A 26,078-nucleotide genomic window follows, 5' to 3' on the forward strand; every position below is an offset into this window, starting at 1 on the left:
ATGTGCGAACCCCAGCCTGGTCCGCGCCCCGGGACCGGCACCAGGCTTTGGCCGCTCTTGCCATGAGCTCGACATACTGCCGCAGCAATTCACCACGGGGAGTCACCAGGCGGGCACGGACGGGTCCCGTCCCGCACGAATCCGCCCCCATCGGGCCCAGGGGGGGGCGGGTCCGATGGGGGCGGCGGCCGGGGGCGGCCTCATGCACCGTCCCGTGGGGGGTGAGAGACGTGTGCCCGGCACTCCCGAGGTCATGCATGTGACGTACGCCACTCTCTGTCGGGGTGCCGTCACCCGATCGGCACCGGGGTGCGCAGGACCGGCCCGAGCCGCTTCGATCACCGCTGTGACCTGCGGTATCGCGTCTTGGCAAGGAGGCCGCGCCGGTCCGTTCGAGTGAAAGCTGACTCGGTGTCAGCAGGCATGGGCGGCGGACCGCCCGTTAGCTCGGGGTCAGGACACACCTACTCGCGCCATCGCCGGAGGAACCCCCCATGCGTCCTGCCCGTCTAGTGACCGGTACCGCCGCGTCCGCGGTCACCATAGCCACGCTCGGCCTCTTCGCCGCCGGGCCCGCGTACGCGGGAGATGCCGGCACACTGCGGGCCGGCCCGGCCCAGGCGGCGTCACTGACGCTCACCGGTGCTCCCGGGGCACGGCTCACCGACGACGAAGACGCGGGCGACGACGCCGGATCGGGGTCCGGTCCGGGCTCCGGCACGGACGGCCCGTTCAGCCTCGACACCCTCTCCGGTCTCGACGCGCCGTCGCTGCTCGACTCCGTCGCCGGGGGCGACGCCTTCTCCGGGCTCGGCCTGTCGGGCGGGCGTGACAACCCGTCCGGGGACGAGGACACGGACCGCGGCCAGGACACCGGACGGGGTCCGGGCACCGACCGCGGCGACGGCTCGGGCGGACGCGACGAGTCCGGCGGACGTGACGGCTCGGGCGGACGTGACGACTCCGGCGGACGTGACGACTCCGGCGGGCGCGACGACTCCGGCGGGCGCGACGACTCCGGCGGGCGCGATTCGTCGGACGGGCGTGAGAGCTGGAGTCCGTCCGACGAAGAGGGCTCGGGCAAGCACGACGGCTCGGGCGGGCGCGACACCTCCTCGTCCGGACACCGCCCCGGGGACGGTCCCACCGGACCCACCGGGCACGTCAAAACCGGTGTCGGCGGCAGCGTCCGGTCCGACACCACCCAGATCGCGGCGGGCGCCGGCGTACTCGCCGCGACCGCCGTCGGCGGAGCCTGGCTCCTGCGTCGCCGGGCGAGCGGCACGCAGGGAGCCGGCTGACGGAGCCGGATTCACGGCTCCGTACCGCCCGGTTCCCGTCCCGGTGGCCCCGCGCCACCGGGACGGGACCATCCCCATTCCGTCACCCGGAGGACGAACGTGACCCAGAAGGCCAAGGGCTGGCTGCTGGTCGTCGCGGCGCTGGCCGGTGTCTGGCTGATCCGGAACGGCGCCGACACCCAGCTGGTCCCGCCCCGGCCGACCGCCGCCCAGGCGTTCGCCGACGGCCCGGTGCCTCAGCCGGGGTCGCCGCTCGCCGATCCGCTGAAGCCCTCCGCTCCCGTACGCATCCGCATCCCGAGCATCCGGGTGGACGCCCCGATGATGCCTCTGGGCCTCGGGCCCGACGGCAGCCTCGACGTGCCGCCCGCCGGGAACCGCAACATGGTCGGCTGGTACCGGGACGGCACTCCCCCGGGCTCCGAAGGCAGCGCCATCGTCGCCGGACACGTGGACAACGCCCAGGGGCGGTCGGTCTTCTACGACCTGGGCGCGCTGCAGAAGGGCAGCACGGTGGAGGTGGTCCGCCAGGACGGCCGCACCGCCGTCTTCTCGCTCGACGCGATCGAGGTCTACGAGAGCGACGATTTCCCCGACGAGCGGGTGTACGGCGCCTCGTCCTTCGCCTCGCTGCGGCTGATCACCTGCGGCGGCGGCTTCTCGAAGAAGACGGGCTACGCGGGCAATGTGGTGGCGTACGCGCATCTGACCGCCGTCCGCTGAACCCCGGCCGCCCGGGGCGCCGGGGCGGGCCGCTCAGGCCGTCCACTGGTCGAAGGCCAACTTCGCGACCAGCGAGAAGACCACGACCAGCAGCACCCCGCGGACGAAGCCGCTGCCCCTGCTGAGCGCCATCCGCGCCCCGACGACCGCGCCCGCCAGGTTGAACACCGCCATCAGCGCGGCCAGCTGCCACAGCACGCTGCCCTGGTAGGCGAACATCGCCAGCGCGCCGGCGTTGGTGCAGACATTGACGATCTTGGCGGTGGCGGACGCCGTCACCAGGTCGAGATGGAGCACCGCGGTCAGCGCCAGCACCAGGAACGTGCCGGTGCCGGGGCCGAACAGCCCGTCGTAGAAACCGATGCCGCCACCGACCAGCACGATCGCGGTGACGGTGCGGGCCCGGGTGACCCGGTGCCGCACGCCCTCGTCCGTCTCCTTGCCGAAGGACGGCCGCAGCATCACGAACCCGGCGACGGCCAGCAGCACGACCATGATCACCGGCCGGAGCACCGCACTGCTGATCCCGGCGGCGAAGAACGCGCCGGTCATCGAACCGGCCAGCGCCGCGAGCCCGATCCGCACCGCGGTCCCGATCTTCACGGGGGCCTTGCGTACGTACGCCACGGCGGCGCCCGAGGTGCCGACGATCGCGACCGCCTTGTTGGTGCCCAGCACGTGCGCGGCCGGAACGTGCGGCAGCCCCAGGAGCAGCGCGGGCAGCAGAAGCAGCCCGCCGCCGCCCACCACCGCGTCGATCCAGCCCGCCGCGGCCGCCGCGAGACAGAGGACGATCAGGGTGGTGAGGGTTATGTCGGGCATGATCACGACCCTAAGGACGCGGTCGGCGTCCCGTCCAACCCCTTGAGCCAAACCTGAGCTTCCCGCGGCTTCCCGCGGCTTCCCGCGCTGGTGCGCGCCCGCGTGCACGGCGCGCACCGGCCGCCCGGTCCGCTCCGGCCCAGCCGGTCCCGGGGGCGCACCGCGACCGTACGCTGGGCGCATGAGCCACGGCTGGAGCGCGAACGACATCCCGGACCAGAGCGGCCGTACGGCCGTGGTCACCGGCGCCAACAGCGGCATCGGCCTGCACACCGCGCGGGAACTGGCCCGGCGCGGTGCGCGGGTCCTGCTCGCCTGCCGCGACGAGACCCGCGGCGGGGAGGCCGAGTCCCGTATCCGGAAGGCGGTGACCGGAGCGGACGTGACGTTCGTCCCGCTCGATCTGGCCGATCTGGACTCGGTGCGCGCGTTCGCCGCGGCCCATGCGCCCGCCCGGCTCGATCTGCTGATCAACAACGCGGGCGTGATGGCCCTCCCGTACGGGACGACGGCCGACGGCTTCGAGCGGCAGTTCGGCGTCAACCACCTCGGGCACTTCGCCCTGACCGGGCTGCTGCTGCCCCGGCTCCTCGACACCCCCGGCGCGCGGGTGGTGACCGTCTCCAGCGGTCTGCACGCGCTGTCCGACATCGACATGGGTGATCTCAACAGCGAGCGGAGCTACCGGCGCTGGGTCGCCTACGGCCGCTCGAAGACCGCCAATCTGCTCTTCGTCCACGAGCTGGCACGGCGGCTGGCCAGGGGCGGCTCCCGGCTGGTGGCCGCCGCCGCGCACCCGGGGTACGCGGCGACCAATCTGCATTCCGCCGCCGCCCGGATGGAGCGGCGCAGGGCGGCGGAGCGGTTCTTCGACCTGGGCAACCGGATCGTCGCCCAGCCCGCCTCGGCCGGTGCGCTGCCCACGCTGTACGCGGCCACCGCGCCCGGCGTGCGCCCCGACTCCTTCACCGGGCCGGGGCCGCTCGGCTGGCGCGGGGCGCCCGCCCCGTCCTGGCGGACGGGCTGGACGCGCGACGACGTCACGAGCGAGCGGCTCTGGGTGGCGTCCGAGCAGCTCACGGGGGTGACGTACCCCGGTCTCGCCCCCTGAGCGGCCGCCGGGCGGTCGTCGGCTCAGCCCTGCGGGTCCTGGACCGCGGCGGGGTCCATCCACATGACCTCCCAGATGTGGTGGTCCGGGTCCTGGAAGGAACGGCCGTACATGTGGCCGTAGTCGATCGGCTCGTTGGCGGGCGAGCCGCCGGAGGCGAGCGCGGTGTCGGCCAGCTCGTCCACCTTCTCCCGGCTCTCGGCGCTCAGGGCGAGGATGACCTCGGTGGACTTCGAGGAGTCGGCGATCTCCTTCTTGGTGAACTCCTTGAAGCGCGGCTCGCTGAGGAGCATCGCGAAGATGGTGTCGCTGATGACGAGGCACGCGGTGTTCTCGTCGCTGAACTGCGGGTTGCACGAGAAGCCCAGCTTGCCGAAGAAGGCCTTGGTCGCTTCGAGGTCCTTGACCGGCAGGTTGACGAAGATCATCTGAGGCATGGCCGTTTCGCTCTCTGTTGTTCGAACGCGTACGACGGGTAGACGACGGGGCGGCACGGAACTCATCGCCGCCCGCGAAAGAATTTCCGCCGCTCGAAGCCCTGCCCGCCCGGCGCGTCCCACCCGCCGCGTCCGGCCCACCACGTCCGCCCTCCGCCGCCGCGTCCGGCCCACCACGTCCGCCCTCCCGCCGCCGCGTCCGGCCCGCCGCTTCGTCCGCCGCCGCCGTCCGGCCCGCTCCGGGAAGTTCCCTGGCCGCCGCTCAGGACAGGGCGAGCGGCGCGCCGCCGCGGAGGAGCGATCCGCCCAGCGGCGTCAGCGTGTGCAGGACCGAGCCGCCGTGCCGCAGGGTGTGGATCAGGCCCGCCTCGCGCAGCACACAGGCGTGCTGGCTCGCCGAGGCGAGGGAGACCCCCGCCCGGAGGGCCAGCTCACTGGTCGTACAGCCGTTCCCTATCGCGCTGAGGACCGTCGACCGGGTGGTGCCGAGGAGTCGGCCGAGCCAGGGGCCCGGCTCGGCGAAGACCGGCGCGCGGGAGTGGGTGACCGGGTAGACGAGGACCGGCGGGAGCCGTGGGTCGCGGTAGACGACCGGGGTGACGCGGCAGAAGAAGGACGGCTGGAGCAGCAGCCCCCGCCCGTCCAGACGGACGTCCCGGTCGACGGGGTAGTCCGCCTCCAGCACCGGGGCCCGCCAGCGGATCATCGGCGGGAGGGAGGCGAGCAGCTCATGGGCGCCGCCGTCCAGGAGGGCGCGGCCGCGCACCGCGCGGTCGGCCTCGACGCTGGCCCGGATGTGCGGCCAGTACGGCTCGATCGCGGCGCGGTGGTAGCTGCGCAGCGCGTCGACGAGCCGGCCGAGCGGTTCGGCGTGGCCGCCCGGGAAGCGGCCCGCGTCGCGGCGTCCGGCACCGAGCAGGGCCAGTTCGGCCAGGACCCGGGCGGGCGGGGTGCCGCGCAATGCCTCCATTCCCGCGTCGATGCCGTACGGCTCGCCGTTTTCCTGAGAAGGCGTCAGGAAGTCCGGGAAATAGCCGCGGGGTGGAATCACCGCGGACAACAGACGTACTTCACCATTCAACCGACGACGGGTTTCCGCACGCCATTTCCCGAACACCGCGGAACCGCGCCGGTCCCTCAGTCGGTGGAAACTCAGAGCGGTTTCCCACAGCGCGTCCGGCCGGGTGGCCATCCGCACCTTGGAGAGGTCCACTCCGGACATATGGATACGCAGCACCGGGCCCCCACCTGTTGCACCTGCAATTACCCCCACCCCAGGGTAGGTGATCCGTAACAGCACGTCACCACGGGGTTTCGGCCAGAGGTGAAACGACTCGCACCGGCCCGCACTCACCCGAAAAGCTGTACGACGTCGGGTACGAATCCGGCGCCACCGGAAGGGCGAGTGAAGGCCGTGGGGGGTTTCGCGCGCCCGGCGGCGGTGGAAGGCCGGTGCGGCACCGTGCCCGATGGGGGTAACCCGGGTGCGGTCCATGGATGGGGATCCATGGACCGCATCCCGGTCCGTTCCGGACTCTTTTCTTTGCGTACCAAACTGGCCCCGTCCCCCGGGTGAAGAAAAAGCACAAGGACGCACAACGATTTCCCCAGAACAAAACGAGACGGCGGCACCCCCGCACAGGGTGCCGCCGTCTCCGGGGAGTGGGCCAGGGGGTCCGGGTACCGGATCAGCGGCTGTCGCTGCCGGCCGAACCCGCCGCCGCCCGGCCCGCTTCGAGCCGCGCGACGGGGATACGGAACGGGGAGCAGGAGACGTAGTCCAGGCCCACCTCGTGGAAGAAGTGCACCGACTCCGGGTCTCCGCCGTGCTCGCCGCAGACGCCGAGCTTCAGGTCGGGCCGGGTGGCCCGGCCGGCCGCGGCCGCGCTGCGGACCAGCGAGCCGACGCCGTCCTTGTCGATCGTCTCGAACGGCGACACCCCGAAGATGCCCTTCTCCAGGTACGCGGTGAAGAACGAGGCCTCCACGTCGTCGCGGGAGAAGCCCCACACCGTCTGGGTCAGGTCGTTGGTGCCGAAGGAGAAGAACTGCGCGGCCTCGGCGATCTGACCGGCGGTCAGCGCGGCGCGCGGCAGCTCGATCATGGTGCCGATGGTGAGCTTGAGACGGGTACCGGTGGCGGCCTCCACCTCGGCGATGACCCGGTCGGCCTCCTCGCGGACGATCTCCAGCTCCTGGACCGTGCCGACCAGCGGGATCATGATCTCGGCGCGCGGGTCGCCCTTGGCGTTCTTGCGCTCGGCGGCGGCCTCGGCGATCGCCCGCACCTGCATGGCGAACAGGCCGGGGATGACGAGTCCGAGGCGGACCCCGCGCAGACCGAGCATCGGGTTCTGCTCGTGCAGCTTGTGCACGGCCTGGAGCAGGCGCAGATCGTTCTCGTTGGCGTCCTTGCGGGACTCGGCGAGCGCGACGCGCACCGACAGTTCGGTGATGTCGGGCAGGAACTCGTGCAGCGGCGGGTCGAGCAGCCGTACGGTGACGGGCAGTCCGTCCATCGCCTCGAACAGCTCGATGAAGTCGGCCTTCTGGAGCGGGAGCAGCTCCTCCAGCGCGGTCTCGCGCTCGGTGTCGGTGTCCGCGAGGATCAGCTTCTCGACCATCTCGCGGCGCTCGCCGAGGAACATGTGCTCGGTGCGGCACAGGCCGATGCCCTGGGCGCCGAAGCGGCGGGCGCGCAGCGCGTCCTCGGCGTTGTCGGCGTTGGCCCGCACCCGCAGCCGGCGCACCCGGTCCGCGTACGCCATGATGCGGTGCACCGCGGCGACCAGTTCGTCGGCGTCGTCGGCACCGGCGTGCATCCGGCCCTCGAAGTACTCGACGACCGGAGACGGCACGACGGGGACCTCACCGAGGTACACCTTGCCGGTGGAGCCGTCGATGGAGACGACGTCGCCCTCCTCGACGACCCGGCCGCCCACCGTCATCCGGCGGCGCTTGGTGTCGACCTCCAGGTCCTCGGCGCCGCAGACACAGGTCTTGCCCATGCCGCGGGCGACGACGGCGGCGTGCGAGGTCTTGCCGCCGCGCGAGGTCAGGATGCCCTCGGCCGCGATCATGCCGTCGAGGTCGTCGGGGTTGGTCTCGCGGCGGATCAGGATGACCTTCTCGCCGGACCGGGACCACTTGATGGCGGTGTACGAGTCGAAGACCGCCTTGCCGACCGCCGCGCCGGGCGAGGCGGCGATGCCCCGGCCGAGCAGCTCCGTGGCGGCCTCGTCGTCGAAGCGCGGGAACATCAGCTGGGCGAGCTGGGCGCCGTTGACCCGCTGGAGCGCCTCGGCCTCGTCGATCAGGCCCTGGTCGACGAGCTGGGTCGCGATCCGGAAGGCGGCACCGGCGGTGCGCTTGCCGACCCGGGTCTGGAGCATCCACAGCCGGCCGCGCTCGATGGTGAACTCGATGTCGCACAGGTCCTTGTAGTGCGTTTCGAGGGTTTCCATGATCTGCATCAGCTGGTCGTACGACTTCTTGTCGATCGACTCCAGCTCGGCGAGCGGCACGGTGTTGCGGATACCGGCGACGACGTCCTCGCCCTGCGCGTTCTGCAGGTAGTCGCCGTACACGCCCTGGTGGCCGCTGGCCGGGTCGCGGGTGAAGGCGACTCCCGTACCGGAGTCGGGGCCCAGGTTGCCGAAGACCATCGAGCAGACGTTGACGGCGGTGCCGAGGTCGCCCGGGATGCGTTCCTGGCGGCGGTAGAGCTTGGCCCGGTCGGTGTTCCACGAGTCGAAGACGGCCTTTATGGCCAGGTCCATCTGCTCGCGCGGGTCCTGCGGGAAGTCCCGTCCGGCGTCCCTGGCGACGATCTTCTTGAACCGCGCGACCAGCTTCTTCAGGTCGGCCGCGTCCAGATCGACGTCGACGGTGACGCCCTTGGCCTCCTTCGCCTCCTCCAGCGCCTCCTCGAAGAGGTCGCCGTCGACGCCGAGGACGGTCTTGCCGAACATCTGGATGAGGCGGCGGTAGGAGTCCCACGCGAACCGCTCGTCGCCCGCCTGGGCGGTGAGACCGGCCACGGACGCGTCGGAGAGGCCGATGTTGAGGACCGTGTCCATCATGCCGGGCATCGAGAACTTCGCGCCGGAGCGGACCGAGACCAGCAGCGGATCGTCGGCCTGGCCGAGCTTCTTGCCCATCCGTGCTTCGAGGGCGTCGAGGTGCGCACTGACCTCGGCACGCAGCTCTGCCGGCTCCTCGCCGCTGTCGAGGTAGACCTTGCACGCCTCGGTGGTGATGGTGAATCCCGGAGGGACGGGGAGCCCGAGGTTGGTCATCTCGGCGAGGTTCGCACCCTTGCCGCCGAGGAGGTCCTTCAGATCCTTGTTGCCCTCGGTGAAGTCATAAACGAACTTCTCGCCCTCGGACGCCCGGGATTCCGGGCTGGTTACGTGGGGATCTTTGTTTTCCGACACGGGTCTCGACTCCTCGAGGACGCGGTGGCTGCCCTGACGGCGAGGAACATACCCAGATCGAAGGCGTCTGGGTACGTCCACTTGCGCGTCATGAGGCCTCAACCACCCGTCCGCCAGCAGATCGAAAGTGACGCGAGCTTTAGCCTGTTCGGAGGCATGTGTTCACTTCTTGAACGAATAAACACTCAGTGGAGCGGGATTCTTCGATTCTGATCACTCTCCGCACGGGAAGCGTCGATCGATCAAAATGGAGGCCCCTGGCACCGAGTGCCATCATTTGAGAAGTCAAGCTCCCGATTTTGCGCTCATCTGAGCACACCAGCTCTCAGGGTGGCGAGAATCACTCTACGGCCGGCGCTCAGATGTCACCATCCGGACGCCTGACCGGCAACCGACTGTCATTCCCTCATCACCGAATGGGCATGGAAGCAGACGGATTCATCGCCTCACACGCCCCATCGGCCCGTTCAGGCCGTTCATTGGCCGAACCGCCACCGAATCCGGCCGAATAAGGCGCTCAGATGAGCGAGGCAAGAGAAGAGGCACGCGGTGCCTGTGGCTCCGCGTGCCCCGAAAGAGTCCGGAAGGGCGGCAGCGGGGGCCCGAGGCCCCGCTGCCGCCCCCGGCGGGCCGTCTCAGCCGCCCGAGGTGTCCAGCTCCGCGTCCGGGCTCACACCCGCGCAGTCGTAGGGGTCCTTCAGCCAGCCGTCCGGCAGCACGACGCGGTTGTTGCCCGAGGTGCGCCCGCGCGGCCCGTCCGCGCCGTCCGGCCACGGCTGGTCCAGGTCGAGCTCCTGCAACTGCCCGCCCAGCTCCTCCAGCGAGGAGGTCACCGCGAGCCGCTTGCGCATCTCCGAGCCGACCGAGAAGCCCTTGAGGTACCAGGCCACGTGCTTGCGGAAGTCGATCACGCCACGCTTCTCGTCGCCGATCCACTCCCCCAGCAGCGTCGCGTGCCGCAGCATCACCTCGGAGACCTCCCGGAGCCCCGGCGCCTGCCGCGTCCCCGTGCCCTCGAAGGCGCTCACCAGGTCGGCGAAGAGCCAGGGGCGGCCCAGGCAGCCACGGCCCACGACCACGCCGTCGCAGCCGGTCTCCCGCATCATCCGGCGGGCGTCGTCCGCGCACCAGATGTCGCCGTTGCCGAGGACGGGGATCTCCGGGACGTGCTCCTTGAGACGGGCGATGGCGTCCCAGTCGGCGGTGCCGCCATAGTGCTGCGCGGCCGTCCTGCCGTGCAGGGCGACGGCCGTGACCCCCTCCTCGACCGCGATCCGGCCCGCGTCCAGATAGGTCATGTGGTCGTCGTCGATGCCCTTGCGCATCTTGATGGTGACCGGCAGCTCACCGGCGTTGGAGACCGCCTCGTGGAGGATCGCGCGCAGCAGCGGCCGCTTGTACGGGAGCGCCGAGCCACCGCCCTTGCGGGTCACCTTGGGGACCGGGCAGCCGAAGTTCAGGTCGATGTGGTCGGCGAGGTCCTCGTCGACGATCATGCGGACGGCCTTGCCGACGGTGACCGGGTCCACTCCGTACAGCTGGATCGAGCGCGGGGTCTCGCTCGCGTCGAAGTGGATCAGCTGCATGGTCTTCTCGTTGCGCTCGACCAGCGCCCGGGTGGTGATCATCTCGCTGACGAACAGCCCCTTGCCGCCGGAGAACTCCCGGCACAGGGTGCGGAACGGGGCGTTGGTGATGCCGGCCATGGGGGCGAGCACCACCGGCGGCTGCACCGTGTGCGGGCCGATCCGGAGCAGCGGGAGCGAGGGGGCGAGCGTGGTCATTGCTCCATTGTCGCGTACCGGACCGGAAGTTCCGGCAGCAGCATTCGTTAGTTAACCGTACTATCCATGTATGCCCGAGCTCAGTCACCGCCGACGGCAGTTGGTGCTGGCGATCTGCTGCATGAGTCTGCTGATCGTCAGTCTCGACAACACCGTTCTCAACGTCGCCCTGCCCTCCATGCAGAAGGAACTGCACGCCACCGTCGCCGGCATGCAGTGGACGATCGACGCCTACACCCTCGTCCTGGCCTCGCTGCTGATGCTCGCGGGCTCCACCGCCGACCGGATCGGGCGGCGGAAGATCTTCAAGATCGGGCTCCTCCTCTTCACCCTCGGTTCGCTGCTCTGCTCCCTGGCACCGAACCTGGAGTCGCTGGTGGCGTTCCGGATGGTGCAGGCGGTGGGCGGTTCGATGCTCAACCCCGTCGCGATGTCGATCATCACCAACACCTTCACCGACCCGCGCGAGCGGGCCCGTGCCATCGGGGTGTGGGGCGGTGTCGTCGGCATCTCCATGGCGGCGGGCCCGGTGGTCGGCGGGCTGCTGGTGGACTCGGTCGGCTGGCGGTCGATCTTCTGGATCAATCTGCCGGTCGGCCTGGCCGCGCTGCTCCTCACCTGGCGGTACGTCCCCGAGTCCCGCGCCCCGAAGCCGCGCCGCCCCGACCCGGTGGGCCAGCTGCTGGTGATCGGGCTGCTCGGTTCGCTGACGTACGCGATCATCGAGGCGCCCTCCTCGGGCTGGACCTCGGCCCGGATCCTGGTGTTCACCGCGCTCGCCGTGTGCTCCCTGATCGGGCTGCTGCTGTACGAGCCCCGGCGCGCCGAGCCCCTGATCGATCTGCGGTTCTTCCGCAGCGCCCCGTTCAGCGGCGCCACCGTCATCGCGGTCTGCGCCTTCGCCGCACTGAGCGGGTTCCTCTTCCTCAACACCCTCTACCTGCAGAACGTGCGCGGGCTGAGCGCGCTGCACGCCGGTCTCTACATGCTGCCGATGGCGGCTCTGACCTTCGTCTGCGCACCCCTGTCCGGGCGGCTCGTCGGCAACCGGGGGCCCCGGCTGCCGCTGCTCGTGGCGGGCGTGGCCATGACCGCGTGCGGGGTGCTGTTCGCCGTGTTCGACGCGGAGACGGACAACCTCCTGCTCTTCACCGGCTATGTGCTCTTCGGCCTCGGCTTCGGCATGGTCAACGCGCCGATCACCAACACGGCCGTCTCCGGGATGCCGCGCTCGCAGGCCGGGGTGGCGGCGGCGGTCGCCTCGACCAGCCGGCAGATCGGCGGGACGCTCGGGGTCGCCGTGATCGGCGCGGTGCTGGCGTCGGGCGTGGCGGGGACCGGATCGCCGCGCAGTGCCGGGTACGCGACGGGCTTCGTGGACGCGAGCACGCCCGCCTGGTGGATCATCGGCGGATGCGGGCTCTGCGTCCTGCTGGTCGGGGCGCTGACCAGCGGGCAGTGGGCGCGAAGGACGGCCCACCGGACCGCGCTGCGGCTGGAGGAGACGACGGGCGCCCCGGCCGGGGGTCAGGCCTCGGCGAGCTCCAGGTCCTGAAGCTCCTGGAGGCGCTTCCTGGTCTCCTCGTCGGAGGGCGCGTACGTCACCATGCGCGGACCCCTCGACGGACCGAGCCACAGATCGGTGTGTTCGAGACGGAGCAGCCCGACATGGGCGTTGCGGAAGATCTTGGTCCGGCCGCCCGTGGCCACCACCTCGTGCCGGGCCCAGATCTCCCGGAACTCCTCGGACGACTCCTCCAGCCGCCTCAGCAGCGCCTTCCAGGCGGGCTCGGCCAGATGCTCGGCCATCGACCTGCGGAACTTGGCGGCCATCAGCCGGTTCACCTCGGCCAGCTCGACGACCGAGGAGCGCCACTGCGCGTTGGTGTAGGCGAGGATCATGCAGTTGCGGTCCTCGGGGGCGACCGCGTCCAGATCGCAGAGCAGCCTGCCGTACGTCCGGTTGTACGCGAGGATGTCGTAACGGCTGTTCTGGATGCAGGCCGGGATCGGGTCCAGCTGCCGCAGCATCTCGCGCAGCGCGAGCGTCACGCTCGGGCAGTCCGCGCCCGGGGCCGGGTCGACGGCACCGGCCAGCGAGAAGAGATGACCGCGCTCGCCGCTGTCGAGCAGCAGCGCGCGGGCCAGCGCGTCGAGCACCTGGGGCGAGACCTGGATGTCCCGGGCCTGTTCCAACCAGGTGTACCAGGTGACACCGACGGCGGAGAGCTGGGCGACCTCCTCGCGGCGCAGGCCGGGGGTGCGTCTGCGGCGGCCCCGGACCAGGCCGACCTGCTCGGGGGTGATCCGCTCGCGGCGGCTGCGCAGGAAGTCCGCGAGCTCCTGCCGTCGGACGTCGGGCTCGAAGGGCCCTGCCGCCCCCGGATCCGACGAGAGCCCAGGCACCACACGCACATCGGGTAGTTCGCTCACCATCGTCCTCATGCCTCCAGCCTGCCGAACCTCCCGGCGCTCTGCCAGGTACTGCTTGTACCAGGATAAAGACACTCTGGTACCAGGCTGAGAAGGGGGCGATTCTCGATGACGTGAGTGAATCAACTGTACGAACGCAAGCCATCGCCCCCGCCGGCACCGTGGTCCGGCACGACCACCCCGCTCCGGTGCTCGGCGCGCTCGGGCTGTTCACCGTGCTGCTCGGCGCGGCGCTGCCGCTCATCGACTTCTTCATCGTCAACGTCGCGCTGCCGACCATCGACCACGATCTGGACGCGGGTCCCGCGCTGCTGGAACTGGTCGTCGCGGGCTACGGCCTCGCCTATGCCGTGCTGCTCGTCCTCGGCGGCCGGCTCGGCGACATGGCCGGCCGGCGCCGGCTCTTCCTGCTGGGCATCGCCGCCTTCGGCATCACCTCGCTCGCCTGCGGACTCGCCCCGGACGCCTGGACGCTCGTGGGGGCGCGGGTGGCGCAGGGCGCGGCGGCGGCGCTGATGCTGCCGCAGGTGCTCGCCACCATCCAGGCGGCCACCTCGGGAGACCGGCGGGCCCGCGCGATGGGCCTGTACGGGGCGACGGCCGGGCTCTCCATGGTCGCGGGCCAGATCCTCGGCGGTGTCCTGGTCGCCGCCGCGCCGCTGTCGTCGGTGTTCGGCGAGAGCGCGGGCTGGCGTTCGGTGTTCCTGGTGAACGTGCCGGTGGCGGCGGTGGGGCTGGTGCTGGCCGCCCGCGCCGTGCCGGAGACCCGTTCGGAGCGGCCCGAGCCGGTCGACGTGCCGGGCACGCTGCTGCTGACGGTGTCGCTGGTGACGCTGCTCGCCCCGCTGACGGAGGGGCGCGCGGCGGGCTGGCCGCTGTGGACCTGGGTCTCGCTGGCGCTGTTCCCGTTCGCCGCGTACGCCTTCTACCGGGTGGAGCGGCGGGCCGACCGGCTCGGGCGGATGCCGCTGGTGCCGCCGAGCCTGCTGCGGCTGGAGTCGTTGCGGCGCGGGCTGACGCTGGTGGTGCCGTTCTCGATCGGCTTCGGCGGCTTCATGTTCGTGATCGCGGTGGCCCTCCAGCAGGGGCTGGGGCTGGGCCCGGCGGCGGCGGGTCTGTCGATGGCGCCGATGGCGGTGGCCTTCTTCGTGGCGTCGCTGGCCGGTCCGCGGCTGATCCTGCGGTACGGCAGCCGGGTGGTGACGGCCGGCGGGCTGATCCAGGCGGTGGGGGTGCTGGTGCTCGCGCTCACCGTGTGGCGCGAGTGGTCCGGTCTCGGGATGCTGGGGCTGATGCCGGGGGTGGCGATCGCGGGGTTCGGGCAGGGTCTCCAGCTGCCCGTCCTGTTCCGCATCGTGCTCTCCGACGTACCGGCCGCGCGTGCCGGGGTGGGCGGCGGGGTGATGACCACGACCCAGCAGGCCGCGCTGGCCCTGGGGGTGGCCACGCTGGGCACGCTGTTCCTCTCCCTGGTCCCGGGCGCGGGCATGCGGGACGCGCTGGCCGTGACGCTGCTGGTGCAGCTGGCCGCGGTGGCGCTGACGACGCTGCTCAGTCTGCGGCTGCCGCGCAGCGTGAGGTGAGCGCGGGGCGGCGACGGGGCGCGGACAAGGGCGTGGGCCCGGATCACGGGGTGATCCGGGCCCACGGTCGTACGGGTGACGAGAAGGCGTCAGCTCTGCGCCGGGGCGTCCTGCCCGTCGGTGTCCGGCTGTGCGGTGTCGTCCGGCGCGGACTCGGGCGCGGTGCCCGACTGCGCGCGCTCGCGCATCCTGCGCAGCAGCTCCTGCTTCTGGTCGGCGGCCGCCCTGCGGTCGGCGTCGCGCGCGGGGCCGGCGCCCTGCTGCTCGGCCCGGGACAGCTTCTTGCGCTGTCCGCCCACACCCAGCAGGTTGTTACGGCTCTTGGCCATGGCGTTCTCCCGTTCGTTGTGCGAAGTGAGGTCTGAGACGACCTGGAATCGGTCCGGTGGGCGGCGGGTGGTCGACCCCGCCGCGCTCTCACTCGTAGATCTGGAAGAACGAATACATGGCGGCACCGTACCCCGCCCCGCCTCGCCGACGCACCCGGTTTTCCGGCTGTGCGGGGGTACGGCGGAGCCCCGGCCCCCCGCACGGGGACCGGGGCTCCGCCCGGGGGCGCGGTGGGTCAGCAGCCCAGCAGACGGGAGCCGAGGTAGCCCTGGATCTGGTCCAGGGAGACGCGCTCCTGCTTCATGGTGTCGCGCTCGCGCACGGTCACCGCGTTGTCGTCGAGGGTGTCGAAGTCGACGGTGACGCAGAACGGCGTGCCGATCTCGTCCTGACGGCGGTAGCGGCGGCCGATGGCGCCCGCGTCGTCGAACTCGATGTTCCAGTTCTTCCGCAGGTCGGCCGCGAGGCCCTTGGCCTTCGGCGAGAGCTGCGGGTTGCGGGACAGCGGCAGCACGGCGACCTTGACCGGCGCCAGGCGCGGGTCGAGACGCATCACGGTGCGCTTCTCCATGACGCCCTTGGCGTTGGGAGCCTCGTCCTCGATGTAGGCGTCGAGGAGGAAGGCGAGCATCGCGCGGCCGACACCGGCCGCCGGCTCGATGACGTACGGGGTCCAGCGCTCGCCGGCCTCCTGGTCGAAGAAGACCAGGTCGGTGCCCGAGGCCTTGGAGTGCGCCTTGAGGTCGTAGTCCGTGCGGTTGGCGACGCCCTCCAGCTCACCCCACTCGCTGCCGCCGAAGCGGAAGCGGTACTCGATGTCGGCGGTGCGCTTGGAGTAGTGCGAGAGCTTCTCCGCCGGGTGCTCGTACCAGCGCATGTTCTCCTCGCGCATGCCGAGTTCCGTGTACCAGTTCCAGCGCTGGTCCATCCAGTACTGCTGCCACTCCTCGTCCTCGCCCGGCTTGACGAAGAACTCCATCTCCATCTGCTCGAACTCGCGGGTGCGGAAGATGAAGTTGCCCGGGGTGATCTCGTTGCGGAACGACTTGCCCATCTGGGCGATGCCGAACGGCGGCTTCTTGCGCGAGGTCTGAAGCACCTGGCCGAAGTTGGTGAAGATGCCCTGGGCGGTCTCGGGGCGCAGGTACGCGACCGAACCGGAGTCCTGGGTGGGGCCGAGGTGGGTGGAGAGGAGACCCGAGAACTGCTTGGGCTCGGTGAAGGTGCCCTTGTTGCCGCAGTTGGGGCAGTTGAGCTCGGCGAGGCCGTTCACCGGCGGCTTGCCGTGCTTCTCCTCGTACGCCTCCTCCAGGTGGTCGGCGCGGAAGCGCTTGTGGCAGGAGGTGCACTCGGTCAGCGGGTCGCTGAACGTGGCGACGTGGCCGGAGGCGACCCACACCTCGGGGGCCAGGATGACCGACGAGTCGAGTCCGACCACGTCCTCGCGCGCGGTGACCATGTAGCGCCACCACTGGCGCTTGAGGTTCTCCTTCATCTCGACGCCCAGCGGCCCGTAGTCCCAGGCGGCTCGCTGGCCGCCGTAGATCTCACTGCACGGGTAGACGAAGCCACGGCGCTTGCTCAGGCTGACGATGGAGTCGATCTTGTCGGCGGCCACGGTGCTCTCTTCATTACGACGAAAACTGGACAGGGGACGGCGCGGAGCGCCTCGGTGGGGGGTGGTGATCACGAGACGACGGGCGAATGCTTCAGATTACCGGCGGGCACGCCCCCTGGATCAAATCGGTACCGGCGCCGTCGGCCGCAAAGTCATCTCATCAGCCTTGTTGACAATCGTTTCCAGTTTTGTTGAAAATGACTGTCATGAACGTAAGCCGCCTCATACCCACCGCCGCCGTCGCCGGAGCAGCCGTCCTCGGCCTCACCGCCCTCACGGCCTGTTCCTCCTCCGATGCCGCGGACCACAAGAACGGCGACAAACTGGACGTGGTGGCCTCGTTCTACCCGATGCAGTTCCTGGCCGAGCAGATAGGCGGGAAGCACGTCACCGTCACCACCCTGACCAAGCCGGGCGTCGAGCCGCACGACCTGGAGCTCAGCCCCCGGCAGACCGGCGGACTCACCGACGCCGACTTCATCCTGTACCTCAAGGGCATCCAGCCCGCCGTGGACGACGCCATCGCCCAGTCCGGCGCCAAGCACGTCGTCGACGCGGCGAAGCTCACCACGCTGGAGGACCACGGCACCGAGACCGGCGCCGACGAGCACGGTCACGAACACCACGGCGACGAGGCCGGGGCCGACCCCCACATCTGGCTGGACCCGGTGAAGTACGCCGAGGTCGCCAAGGGCGTCGGCAAGGCCCTGGAGAAGAGCGACCCGGACCACGCCGCGGACTACCGGAAGAACACCGACGCGCTGGTCACCAAGCTCGACGGCCTGAACACGGCGTACGAGAACGGGCTGCGGAACACCTCCACCAAGACCTTCATCACCACCCACTCCGCCTTCGGATACCTCGCCGAGCGCTACGGCCTCACCCAGGAGGGCATCGCCGGCGTCGACCCCGAGGCCGAGCCCAGCCCCGCCCGGCTCAGCGAGATCCACACCATCGCGGAGAAGGACAAGGCCACCACCGTATTCTTCGAGACGCTCGCCAGCGACCGGACCGCGAGGACCGTCGCCAAGGACACCGGGCTGAAGACCGACGTCCTGGACCCGCTCGAAGGAATCACGGACAAGTCCAAGGGCACCGACTACATCGAGGTCATGCGGTCCAACCTCACCGCCCTGGAGAAGGCGCTCGGCGCGAAGTGACCCTCGAAACACCCGCCACAGCAGCATCGGAGGCGCTCATGCCCGAGACCGGGAGCACCACGACCGACCCCGTGATAGCCCTGCGGGGCGCCACCGCCACGCTCGGCGCGCGCCCCGTGCTGCGCGGCATCGACCTGACCGTCCACCGCGGCGAGGTGGCCGCCCTGCTCGGCGCCAACGGCTCGGGCAAGTCGACCGCCGTGCGCTCCGCCATCGGCCAGGTCCCGCTCACCGGCGGCTCCGTCGAGCTCTTCGGCACCCCGCTGCGCCGCTTCCGCGACTGGGCCCGCATCGGTTACGTGCCCCAGCGCACCACCGCGGCCGGCGGCGTCCCCGCCACGATCCGCGAGGTCGTCGCCTCCGGACGGCTGTCCCGCACGAAGCTGGGCCTGCTCCGCCGGGCCGACCGGGCCGCCGTCGACCGGGCCATCGGGCTCGTCGGCCTCGCCGACCGGGCCGGGGACTCGGTGGACGCGCTCTCCGGCGGACAGCACCAGCGGGTGCTGATCGCCCGCGCGCTGGCCGCCGAACCCGAGCTGCTGATCATGGACGAGCCGATGGCCGGCGTCGACCTGGCCAGCCAGGAGATCCTCGCCACGACCCTGCGCGACCAGGTCGAGGCCGGCACCACGGTGCTGCTCGTGCTGCACGAGCTCGGCCCGCTGGAGCCGCTGATCGACCGCGCGGTCGTGCTGCGCGACGGCTGTGTGCTGCACGACGGGCCGCCCCCGAAGGCGCTGGGCCAGCACGCCCTGCCCGGCCACGACCACGTACACCCCCACGCGGCCTCCGAGCCCGTCCGGACGGGACTGCTGAGCTGACCATGGAATTCCTCGACCCTCCCTTCATGCAGCGGGCCCTGCTCGCCGCCGTGCTCGTCGGCGTCATCGCCCCCGCCGTCGGCATCTACCTCGTCCAGCGCCGCCAGGCCCTGATGGGCGACGGCATCGGCCATATCGCGATGACCGGCGTCGGCCTCGGCTTCCTGCTCTCCACCAGCCCCGTCTGGATGGCCACGGCGGTGGCCGTCGCGGGCGCCGTCGTGATGGAGCTGATCCGCTGGTACGGACGCACCCGCGGCGACATCGCGCTGGCCATGCTGTTCTACGGCGGCATGGCGGGCGGGGTGATGCTGATCCACCTCTCCGACACCGGCTCCAACGCCAACCTCACCTCGTACCTCTTCGGCTCCCTGTCCACGGTCTCCTCCGAGGACATCACCTCGATCTGCGTGCTGGCCGCCTTCGTGCTGCTGGTGACGCTGGGGCTGCGCCGCCAGCTGTTCGCGGTCAGCCAGGACGAGGAGTTCGCCCGGGTCACCGGGCTGCCGGTGCGCGCGCTCAATCTGCTGGTCGCCGTGACGGCGGCGGTGACCGTCACCGTCGCGATGCGGGTCGTCGGGCTGCTGCTGGTCAGCGCGCTGATGGTGGTGCCGGTCGCGGCCGCGCAGCAGATCACCAGGTCCTTCAAGGTGACCTTCGTGCTGTCGGTGGCCATCGGCACGGCGGTGACCCTGGCCGGCACCGTCACCTCGTACTACCAGGACGTACCGCCCGGCGCGACGATCGTGCTGCTGGCCATCGCGGTCTTCGTCGCCCTGACCCTGCTGGCGACGCCGCTGGCCAGAAGCCGCGCACGCCGGAGCGAATCGGCGTCCGAGGAGTGCACCCTGGAGGTACCGGCCTCCCGTCCGGCCCCGGACTCGCTCCGGGTTTGACCATGACGCCCGGACGGGCTGGCACAATGGCCCGACACGAGTACGGGCGACACGAGGAGGCTGCTGTGGCGACGGCGCCGATCAGTGGAACGAACGCGGCCCCGGTACGCGGCCGGTCGACCCGGCAGCGGGCGGCGGTGGCGGCGGCGCTCGACGAGGTGGACGAGTTCCGCAGCGCCCAGGAGCTGCACGATGTGCTGAAGCACCGCGGTGACTCGGTCGGGCTGACCACCGTCTACCGCACCCTCCAGTCCCTCGCCGACGCCGGCGAGGTCGACGTGCTGCGCACCACGGACGGCGAGTCCGTGTACCGGCGCTGCTCGACCGGGGACCACCATCACCACCTGGTGTGCCGGATGTGCGGCAAGGCCGTGGAGGTCGAGGGCCCCGCGGTGGAGCAGTGGGCGGAGACCATCGCCACGCAGCACGGCTATGTGAACGTGGCCCACACGGTGGAGATCTTCGGTACCTGCTCGGAGTGCGCGGCCACCCAGAAGTGACGGTCCGGGGGCGAGCCGCCCCCGGACCTGTGCCGCTCAGCCCGTCGGCTCCTGCGCCGCCTCCACCGCGCCGCCGAAGCGCCGGTCCCGCTGGGCGAACTCCAGGCAGGCCCGCCACAGGTCGCGGCGGTCGAAGTCCGGCCAGAGCACGTCCTGGAAGACCATCTCGGCGTAGGCGCTCTGCCAGATCAGATAATTGGACGTGCGCTGTTCCCCGCTGGGGCGGACGAAGAGGTCGACGTCCGGCATGTCCGGGTAGTAGATGTACTTCGCGAAGGTCTTCTCGTTGACCTTGGACGGGTCCAGCTTCCCGGCCGCGACGTCCCGCGCGATCCGCTGCGCCGCGTCGGCGATCTCGGCCCGGCCGCCGTAGTTGACGCAGAAGTACAGCGTCATCCTGTCGTTGTCCTTGGTCTGCTCCTGGGCGACCTGGAGCTCCTGGACCACGGACTTCCACAGCTTGGGCATGCGGCCGACCCAGCGGATGCGGATGCCCAGCTCGTCCATCTCGTCACGGCGGCGGCGGATCACGTCCCGGTTGAAGTTCATCAGGAACTTCACCTCCTCCGGGGACCGCTTCCAGTTCTCGGTGGAGAACGCGTACAGCGAGAGGTTCTTGACGCCCATCTCGATGCAGCCCTTGAGCACGTCCATCACGACGCCCTCGCCGACCTTGTGCCCCTCGGTGCGCGGCAGGCCGCGTTCCTTGGCCCAGCGGCCGTTGCCGTCCATCACGACGGCGACGTGCTTGGGCACCAGCTCACCGGGGATCTTCGGAGGCGTGGCACCGGAGGGGTGCGGCTCCGGGGTCTTGTAGTCGCGCCGGTTACGGCCGCCGAGCATCCCGCGTACTGCCATGAACTGTCTCGCTCCCTGTGCCTGATCTGCTGTGGTCATTTCTCTACGTACCGCAGTGAGCGGAGCCCGCGCTCCAGGTGCCAGTGCAGATAGGCGGACACCAGCCCGCTCCCCTCCCTGACATGGCGCGCCTCGCACGCGTCCGCCGTCTCCCAGTCGCCGCTGAGCAGCGCGCTCAGCAGGGTCACGGCCTCCGCCGAGGGTACGACGCTGCCGGGCACCCGGCAGTCGCCGCAGATGACGCCGCCCGCCGCGACGGAGAAGAACCGGTTCGGGCCGGGCATTCCGCACCGGGCGCAGTCCTCGAAGCTGGGTGCGTAGCCGTTGACGGCGAGCGAGCGCAGCAGGAACGCGTCGAGGATGAGATGCGGCTCGTGCTCGCCGCGGGCGAGGGTCCGCAGCCCGCCGACGAGCAGGAGGTACTGCTGGACCGCGGGCTCGCCCTCGTGGTCGGTGAACCGCTCGGCGGTCTCCAGCATGGCGGTGCCCGCGGTGTAGCGGGCGTAGTCGGTGACGATGCCGCCGCCGTACGGGGCGATCGTCTCGCTCTGGGTGCAGAGCGGCAGTCCCCGGCCGACCAGTTCGCTGCCCCGGGCGAAGAACTGCACGTCGACGTGGGAGAAGGGTTCCAGCCGGGCACCGAACTTGGACTTGGTGCGCCGCACCCCGCGGGCGACGGCGCGGACCCGGCCGTGGCCGCGGGTCAGGATCGTGATGATCCGGTCGGCCTCGCCCAGCTTCTGCGTGCGCAGCACCACGCCGTCGTCCCGGAACAAGCTCATACGACCATTGTCCGGTACGGGGACGGCGCGCCGGGCCCCGGGCGGTCAGGAGGGGGTGCGCGCCGCCTCGGCGAGCAGCCGGGCCGTGTCCTCGGCGCGGAGTTGCAGCGCGCCGCCGATGGTGGTCAGCACCTCGCGCTCCGCCGGTCCGTACGGGCCGTCGGCGAGCGCGATCCTGGCGCCCTGGAGGAGAATCGATTCGCGTCCGGCGGGGGCCAGGTGCGGGGCGAGGGGTTCCAGCGCCTCGTGGAGTTCGATGGCGAGGGCCGCTCCGCAGGCCTCGGCCGCGGGGTCGAAGGCGGAGCCCTGGCCGGTGTCGGCGGCGAGCACCTCGACGACGGTGCAGAGCTGTTCCTCGGTGCAGTCGTCGAATCCGGCGCCGCGCACGATGGCGGCCGCGGCCTCCAGCACGGTGCGGGAGGTGGTGCCGCCGGCCGCGAGGACGCCGAGCGCGACGGTGTGGACGGCGTCCCGCAGCATGGCGGAGAGCCGGGTGGTGGTGGGGTGGTCGAGCGCCTCGGTGCCGAAGTGCTCCCGGCAGGCGGCGCATTCGACGACGGGGCCCGCGGTGCCGCGCGCCAGCATCGGCACACCGAGCACCGTGAGGCGCCGACGGCCGGTGAGCCGCCGGTAGTTGCGGTCGCCGCCGCAGCCGGGGCAGAAGAACTCGCCGTCGCCGACGGGGTCCCAGACGGTGCGGATGCCGCAGATACGCAGCTTCATGGCGCGTTGTCCCAGGGCTGACCGCACGTCGCACACCTCCGTAACTCCCCCGTGGCCCCAAGGGCACGGGAGGTGGCCCCTCCGGCAGCATTGCCGTGTGAACGTGATGTTAACCACAGTCGTGATGTGACGTCAGCACCTTGCCGGTGACAACCGTCCGGAGATGGCCGAACCCCGCCCCCCTGGTGCGGGTGGGCGGGGTCCTCGGCCGTGCGGCGGCGGCCCTTCGCGGGCGCCGGATCAGCGGGTGGCGCGGTTGACCGCGGAGACGACCGCCTTCAGCGAGGCCCGTGTGGTGTTGGCGTCGATGCCGATGCCCCACAGGACCTTTCCGTCGATGGCGCACTCGATGTACGAGGCGGCCTGGGAGCTGGCGCCCTCGCTCATGGTGTGCTCGGTGTAGTCCAGCAGACGGGCGTCGATGCCGATGGCCTGCAGCGCTTCGAAGAAGGCGGAGATCGGTCCGTTGCCGGTGCCGGTCAGTACGGTGTCCGCGCCGTCCACGGTCGCCTCGACGGTGATCGTGTCCTGGCCGTCGGAGCCGGTCGTGGTCTGGCCGGTGCGCAGCTGTACGCGGCCCCAGGCGTTCTCCGGGTTGGGCAGGTACTCGTCGCGGAAGGTGGACCAGATCTGGGTCGGCGTGACCTCGCCGCCCTCGGCATCCGTCTTGGCCTGAATGATCCGGGAGAACTCGATCTGCATCCGGCGCGGCAGGTCCAGCTTGTGGTCGTTCTTCAGGACATACGCGATTCCGCCCTTGCCGGACTGCGAGTTGACCCGGATGACGGCCTCGTAGCTGCGGCCGACGTCCTTCGGGTCGATCGGCAGGTACGGGACCGCCCACTCGATGTCGTCCACGGTCTTGCCCCGGGCGGCCGCGTCGGCCTCCATGGCGTCGAAGCCCTTCTTGATGGCGTCCTGGTGGGAGCCGGAGAAGGCGGTGTAGACCAGGTCGCCCGCGTAGGGGTGGCGCGGGTGGACCTCCATCTGGTTGCAGTACTCGCTGGTGCGGCGGATCTCGTCGATCTGCGAGAAGTCGATCTGCGGGTCGACACCCTGCGAGAACAGGTTCATGCCCAGGGTGACCAGGTCGACGTTGCCGGTGCGCTCGCCCTGGCCGAACAGGCAGCCCTCGATGCGGTCGGCGCCGGCCATGAGGGCCAGCTCGGCGGCGGCGACGGCGGTGCCCCGGTCGTTGTGCGGGTGGACGGACAGGCAGACGAACTCGCGGCGCGACAGGTTCCGCGACATCCACTCGAACCGGTCCGCGTGCGTGGAGGGCGTCGAACGCTCCACGGTGGCGGGCAGGTTGAGGATGATCTCGCGGCCCGCCTCCGGCTGCCAGACGTCGCAGACCGCCTCGCAGACCTCCAGGGCGAAGTCCAGCTCGGTGTCGGTGAAGATCTCGGGGCTGTACTGGTAGCCGAAGGTCGTCTCCGGGCCCAGCAGCTTCTCCGCGTACTCCATGACCAGCCGGGTGCCGTCCACGGCGATCTGCTTGATGTCGTCCTTGGAGCCGCGGAAGACGACCCGGCGGAAGGTGGGCGCCGTGGCGTTGTACAGGTGCACGGTGGCGCGGTGGGCGCCGACGAGGGACTCGACGGTCCGCTCGATCAGGTCCTCGCGGGCCTGGGTCAGGACGGAGATCGTCACGTCCTCGGGGATCGCGCCCTCTTCGATGATGGAGCGGACGAAGGCGAAGTCGGTCTCGCCGGAGGACGGGAAGCCGACCTCGATCTCCTTGTAGCCCATGCGTACGAGCAGATCGAACATCTCGCGCTTGCGGGCCGGGGACATCGGGTCGATCAGGGCCTGGTTGCCGTCGCGCAGGTCGGTGGAGAGCCAGCGGGGCGCGACCGTGATCCGCTTGTCCGGCCAGGTGCGGTCGGGGATGTCGACGGCCTCGTAGCCGGCGTACTTGTGGATCGGCATCCCGGACGGCTTCTGGAGCCGAGTCGCGTTGGTGATCGGCGTGGGCCGGCCGACGGCGTTCTCGGCGGGGGTCTGGGCGGGATGTGCGTCGGTCATGGCGTACGGCTCCTCGGGGTCCAACGAGTGGGACGGCCGACTGTGTCGCTGCAACACCAGACTCCGCGGGGAGGGGGTCGGCCTACGACTACAGGCCCTCGCCGCGGCAGCTAAGAAGAAGCAGCCCGAAACGCATGATGCGACGAGACTAACCGAGAGGCGCCTGATGCGTCCGTCCCGTATCAGTATGCGGGACCGGGCGCAGGAAACGCCCAACAGTGACCGATCACTCCATTTCGTCAATCCTGATCGCAACCAGTGACATCTCCGTCACCCGGTGCCACAGTCGGCGGTATGCAGCCTCAGTCACAGCAGGGATTCCACCCCGTCTTCTGCACCATCGTGCCGCCCCATCTCCTCGACAAGCTCTCGCAGTCCGACAACCCCGATCTCGCCGGGCCCTCCCGTCGCACCCTGGAGGGCGACGCCGCCCGCCGCACCCGCCGCCAGATGGCCACGGTCGTCACCGTGCCCGTCGCCCCCGCGGCCGCCGGGGAGGTCTCCGACAAGCCAGACCGCACGCTCTACGACTGCCGCCACCACACCCGGCTGCCCGGCACCAAGGTCCGCTCCGAGGGGCAGGAGCCCACGAAGGACGCGAGCGTCAACCGCGCGTACGCGGGTCTCGGCGCCACCTTCGAACTGCTGCTCAAGGCATACGGCCGCCGTTCGATCGACGGCAACGGACTGCCGCTGATCGGCTCCGTGCACTACGACGAGAAGTACAACAACGCCTTCTTCGACGGCGAGCAGATGGTCTTCGGCGACGGCGACGGCGAGATCTTCCTCGACTTCACCGTGGCCATCGACGTGATCGGCCATGAGCTGACCCACGGCCTGACCCAGTACACCGCCAATCTGAGCTACTACGGCCAGTCCGGCGCGCTCAACGAGTCGGTGTCGGACGTCTTCGGCTCCCTGGTCAAGCAGTACACCCTGGGCCAGACCGCCGAGCAGGCCGACTGGCTGATCGGCGCCGGGCTGCTGGCGCCCGGCGTCCAGGGCGTCGCGCTGCGCTCGATGAAGGCACCGGGCACGGCGTACGACGACGACGTGCTGGGCAAGGACCCGCAGCCCGCGAAGATGGAGGACTACGTCCACACCAGCGAGGACAACGGTGGGGTGCACCTCAACTCCGGCATCCCGAACCGCGCGTTCTACCTGCTGGCGACGGCGCTCGGCGGCCATGCGTGGGAACGCGCCGGCCAGCTCTGGTTCGATGTGCTCACAGGTGGTCAACTGGCGGTGGACGCGGACTTCGCGTCCTTCGCCCGGCTGACGGTCGCCGCGGCCCGCAGCCGCTTCGGCGAGGGCGACGAGGCCGAGGCCGTCCTGAAGGCGTGGTCGGAAGTGGGCGTGCCGACCTCGTAGGCGAACCGGCCCCTTGCCCAGCCCGCCCGGCGTTGGAGGACACCCCATGCGGATTCAGGTCAGCAGGACCGGCGGCTTCGCGGGCATCGCCCGCCACCGCGAGGTCGACACCGCCGGGCGGGACGACGCCCCGGAGTGGGAGGCGCTGGCGGAATCGGCGCTCGCGGCGGGCCACGCCACCCCGCCCAAGGGTGTGCCGGACGGCTTCCGGTACCGGATCACGATCGGCGACCGCACGGTGCACTGCGCGGACCCGCGGCTGACCGACGCCCAGCGGGCCCTGGTCTCACGCGTCCTGAAGGAGGGCGCGTGAGACCGGGTTCCGGATGACCGGGGCCTCACGCGGGGCGCGGACGACGGG

The 26,078-nt window shown here is 70.9% G+C and carries 23 protein-coding genes; 11 read left to right on the plus strand and 12 right to left on the minus strand.

What is annotated here, in order from left to right; genetic code table 11:
- Positions 1 to 494: 494 nt before the first annotated feature.
- Positions 495 to 1,301, plus strand: coding sequence for a hypothetical protein (locus ACFVFH_RS03500; protein WP_383762750.1), 807 nt, complete (start codon positions 495 to 497; stop codon positions 1,299 to 1,301).
- Positions 1,302 to 1,400: 99 nt separating this feature from the next.
- A complete protein-coding gene (locus ACFVFH_RS03505; RefSeq protein WP_383762753.1) occupies positions 1,401 to 2,024 on the plus strand; it encodes a class F sortase in 624 nt (207 codons plus the stop codon).
- Between the two features lie 33 nt (positions 2,025 to 2,057).
- On the opposite strand, the gene ACFVFH_RS03510 is transcribed toward ACFVFH_RS03505, so the two are convergent.
- Positions 2,058 to 2,846, minus strand: coding sequence for a sulfite exporter TauE/SafE family protein (locus ACFVFH_RS03510; protein ID WP_383762756.1), 789 nt, complete (start codon positions 2,844 to 2,846; stop codon positions 2,058 to 2,060).
- 181 nt (positions 2,847 to 3,027) lie between these two features.
- On the opposite strand from ACFVFH_RS03510, the gene ACFVFH_RS03515 reads away from it, so the two are divergent.
- Complete coding sequence (locus tag ACFVFH_RS03515; RefSeq protein WP_383762759.1) at positions 3,028 to 3,957, plus strand: oxidoreductase; 930 nt, start codon at positions 3,028 to 3,030, stop codon at positions 3,955 to 3,957.
- 23 nt (positions 3,958 to 3,980) lie between these two features.
- Here the strand turns inward: ACFVFH_RS03515 and ACFVFH_RS03520 are convergent, their stop codons facing one another.
- The 4 genes from ACFVFH_RS03520 to dusB all read right to left on the minus strand — a co-directional run bounded on the left by ACFVFH_RS03520 (position 3,981) and on the right by dusB (position 10,614).
- Positions 3,981 to 4,394 (minus strand): VOC family protein, encoded by a 414-nt coding sequence (locus tag ACFVFH_RS03520; protein WP_383762762.1) that lies wholly within the window; start codon positions 4,392 to 4,394, stop codon positions 3,981 to 3,983.
- A gap of 262 nt (positions 4,395 to 4,656) precedes the next feature.
- The gene (locus ACFVFH_RS03525) at positions 4,657 to 5,631 is read right to left on the minus strand and encodes an ArsR/SmtB family transcription factor (RefSeq protein WP_383762765.1); all 975 of its coding nucleotides are present in this window, start codon (positions 5,629 to 5,631) and stop codon (positions 4,657 to 4,659) included.
- 451 nt (positions 5,632 to 6,082) lie between these two features.
- Complete coding sequence (gene ppdK / locus ACFVFH_RS03530; protein ID WP_383762767.1) at positions 6,083 to 8,830, minus strand: pyruvate, phosphate dikinase; 2,748 nt, start codon at positions 8,828 to 8,830, stop codon at positions 6,083 to 6,085.
- 635 nt (positions 8,831 to 9,465) lie between these two features.
- Positions 9,466 to 10,614 (minus strand): tRNA dihydrouridine synthase DusB, encoded by a 1,149-nt coding sequence (gene dusB, locus ACFVFH_RS03535; protein WP_383762770.1) that lies wholly within the window; start codon positions 10,612 to 10,614, stop codon positions 9,466 to 9,468.
- Between the two features lie 70 nt (positions 10,615 to 10,684).
- On the opposite strand from dusB, the gene ACFVFH_RS03540 reads away from it, so the two are divergent.
- On the plus strand, positions 10,685 to 12,169 hold the full coding sequence (locus tag ACFVFH_RS03540; protein ID WP_383762772.1) for an MFS transporter: 1,485 nt from the start codon (positions 10,685 to 10,687) through the stop codon (positions 12,167 to 12,169).
- Here ACFVFH_RS03540 and ACFVFH_RS03545 read toward each other — a convergent pair.
- On the minus strand, positions 12,142 to 13,050 hold the full coding sequence (locus ACFVFH_RS03545; protein WP_383763566.1) for a helix-turn-helix domain-containing protein: 909 nt from the start codon (positions 13,048 to 13,050) through the stop codon (positions 12,142 to 12,144). The genes ACFVFH_RS03540 and ACFVFH_RS03545 overlap by 28 nt on opposite strands.
- Before the next feature lie 110 nt (positions 13,051 to 13,160).
- On the opposite strand from ACFVFH_RS03545, the gene ACFVFH_RS03550 reads away from it, so the two are divergent.
- The gene (locus tag ACFVFH_RS03550) at positions 13,161 to 14,630 is read left to right on the plus strand and encodes an MFS transporter (protein ID WP_383762775.1); all 1,470 of its coding nucleotides are present in this window, start codon (positions 13,161 to 13,163) and stop codon (positions 14,628 to 14,630) included.
- An 89-nt stretch (positions 14,631 to 14,719) separates the two neighbouring features.
- On the opposite strand, the gene ACFVFH_RS03555 is transcribed toward ACFVFH_RS03550, so the two are convergent.
- On the minus strand, positions 14,720 to 14,959 hold the full coding sequence (locus ACFVFH_RS03555; RefSeq protein ID WP_383762777.1) for a DUF6243 family protein: 240 nt from the start codon (positions 14,957 to 14,959) through the stop codon (positions 14,720 to 14,722).
- A gap of 236 nt (positions 14,960 to 15,195) precedes the next feature.
- Positions 15,196 to 16,578, minus strand: a complete 1,383-nt coding sequence (locus ACFVFH_RS03560; protein WP_383762780.1) for a glycine--tRNA ligase — start codon at positions 16,576 to 16,578, stop codon at positions 15,196 to 15,198.
- Positions 16,579 to 16,784: 206 nt separating this feature from the next.
- On the opposite strand from ACFVFH_RS03560, the gene ACFVFH_RS03565 reads away from it, so the two are divergent.
- The 4 genes from ACFVFH_RS03565 (at position 16,785) to ACFVFH_RS03580 (ending at position 19,955) form a co-directional block, all read left to right on the plus strand.
- Positions 16,785 to 17,738: a metal ABC transporter substrate-binding protein gene (locus ACFVFH_RS03565; protein ID WP_383762783.1), complete on the plus strand. Its 954-nt coding sequence runs from the start codon at positions 16,785 to 16,787 to the stop codon at positions 17,736 to 17,738.
- A gap of 38 nt (positions 17,739 to 17,776) precedes the next feature.
- Positions 17,777 to 18,559 (plus strand): metal ABC transporter ATP-binding protein, encoded by a 783-nt coding sequence (locus tag ACFVFH_RS03570; protein WP_383762785.1) that lies wholly within the window; start codon positions 17,777 to 17,779, stop codon positions 18,557 to 18,559.
- A gap of 2 nt (positions 18,560 to 18,561) precedes the next feature.
- A complete protein-coding gene (locus ACFVFH_RS03575; RefSeq protein WP_383762787.1) occupies positions 18,562 to 19,455 on the plus strand; it encodes a metal ABC transporter permease in 894 nt (297 codons plus the stop codon).
- 65 nt (positions 19,456 to 19,520) lie between these two features.
- Positions 19,521 to 19,955, plus strand: coding sequence for a Fur family transcriptional regulator (locus tag ACFVFH_RS03580; protein ID WP_383762790.1), 435 nt, complete (start codon positions 19,521 to 19,523; stop codon positions 19,953 to 19,955).
- Positions 19,956 to 19,991: 36 nt separating this feature from the next.
- Here ACFVFH_RS03580 and ACFVFH_RS03585 read toward each other — a convergent pair whose 3' ends face one another.
- From ACFVFH_RS03585 to leuA, 4 genes are all read right to left on the minus strand, one after another.
- Positions 19,992 to 20,813 carry an isoprenyl transferase gene (locus tag ACFVFH_RS03585; protein WP_383762793.1) on the minus strand — a complete coding sequence of 274 codons (822 nt, stop codon included), beginning with the start codon at positions 20,811 to 20,813 and terminating at the stop codon, positions 19,992 to 19,994.
- Between the two features lie 35 nt (positions 20,814 to 20,848).
- The gene (gene recO, locus ACFVFH_RS03590) at positions 20,849 to 21,595 is read right to left on the minus strand and encodes a DNA repair protein RecO (RefSeq protein WP_383762795.1); all 747 of its coding nucleotides are present in this window, start codon (positions 21,593 to 21,595) and stop codon (positions 20,849 to 20,851) included.
- A 45-nt stretch (positions 21,596 to 21,640) separates the two neighbouring features.
- Positions 21,641 to 22,318 carry a TerB family tellurite resistance protein gene (locus ACFVFH_RS03595; protein WP_383762797.1) on the minus strand — a complete coding sequence of 226 codons (678 nt, stop codon included), beginning with the start codon at positions 22,316 to 22,318 and terminating at the stop codon, positions 21,641 to 21,643.
- Between the two features lie 240 nt (positions 22,319 to 22,558).
- Positions 22,559 to 24,346 (minus strand): 2-isopropylmalate synthase, encoded by a 1,788-nt coding sequence (gene leuA, locus ACFVFH_RS03600; RefSeq protein WP_383762800.1) that lies wholly within the window; start codon positions 24,344 to 24,346, stop codon positions 22,559 to 22,561.
- Positions 24,347 to 24,640: 294 nt separating this feature from the next.
- On the opposite strand from leuA, the gene ACFVFH_RS03605 reads away from it, so the two are divergent.
- Together ACFVFH_RS03605 and ACFVFH_RS03610 are read left to right on the plus strand one after the other, a co-directional pair.
- Entirely contained in the window at positions 24,641 to 25,717 is a 1,077-nt protein-coding gene (locus tag ACFVFH_RS03605; protein WP_383762803.1) for a M4 family metallopeptidase, read from the plus strand.
- A 46-nt stretch (positions 25,718 to 25,763) separates the two neighbouring features.
- Complete coding sequence (locus ACFVFH_RS03610) at positions 25,764 to 26,030, plus strand: protealysin inhibitor emfourin (RefSeq protein ID WP_329921148.1); 267 nt, start codon at positions 25,764 to 25,766, stop codon at positions 26,028 to 26,030.
- Positions 26,031 to 26,078 lie beyond the last annotated feature (48 nt).

The sequence above is a fragment of the Streptomyces sp. NPDC057697 genome, from assembly GCF_042799335.1.
In the GTDB taxonomy this organism is placed as follows: Bacteria; Actinomycetota; Actinomycetes; order Streptomycetales; family Streptomycetaceae; genus Streptomyces.